Source organism: Paenibacillus sp. FSL R7-269 (assembly GCF_000517865.1).
GTDB lineage: Bacteria > Bacillota > Bacilli > Paenibacillales > Paenibacillaceae > Paenibacillus_AQ.
In genome coordinates, this window is record NZ_ASPS01000089.1 from 1 (window position 1) to 315 (window position 315).

The 315-nt window shown below is 54.9% G+C and carries 1 protein-coding gene; it reads left to right on the plus strand.

What is annotated here, in order from left to right:
* On the plus strand, positions 1–315 hold a 315-nt coding region (locus C162_RS29110; RefSeq protein ID WP_036700615.1), incomplete at both ends, for a phosphopantetheine-binding protein.

The following is a 315-nucleotide window of genomic DNA, read 5'->3' on the forward strand; positions in this document are numbered from 1 at the left end:
CTGAGCCAGATGCAGAGTAGGTACGAAGGCGCGGGTAACGAGACTGAAGAGAAGCTGGCAGAGATCTGGAGCAGGCTGCTGGGCATCGTACAAATCGGCATTCATGATGATTTCTTCGAACTGGGCGGCCATTCACTCAAAGCTGCGCAGCTGGTCTCTCAAGTACGCAAAGTACTGGGTGCGGACATCAAAGTCAAGGAGGTCTTCGAGCACTCCACGATTCACCGGCTGAGCGGCTGGATCAGTGGCCTGGAACGCAAGGATGACACAGGTACAGGTCTATCCCCAGCACCATACCAGCCCTATTATACAGCC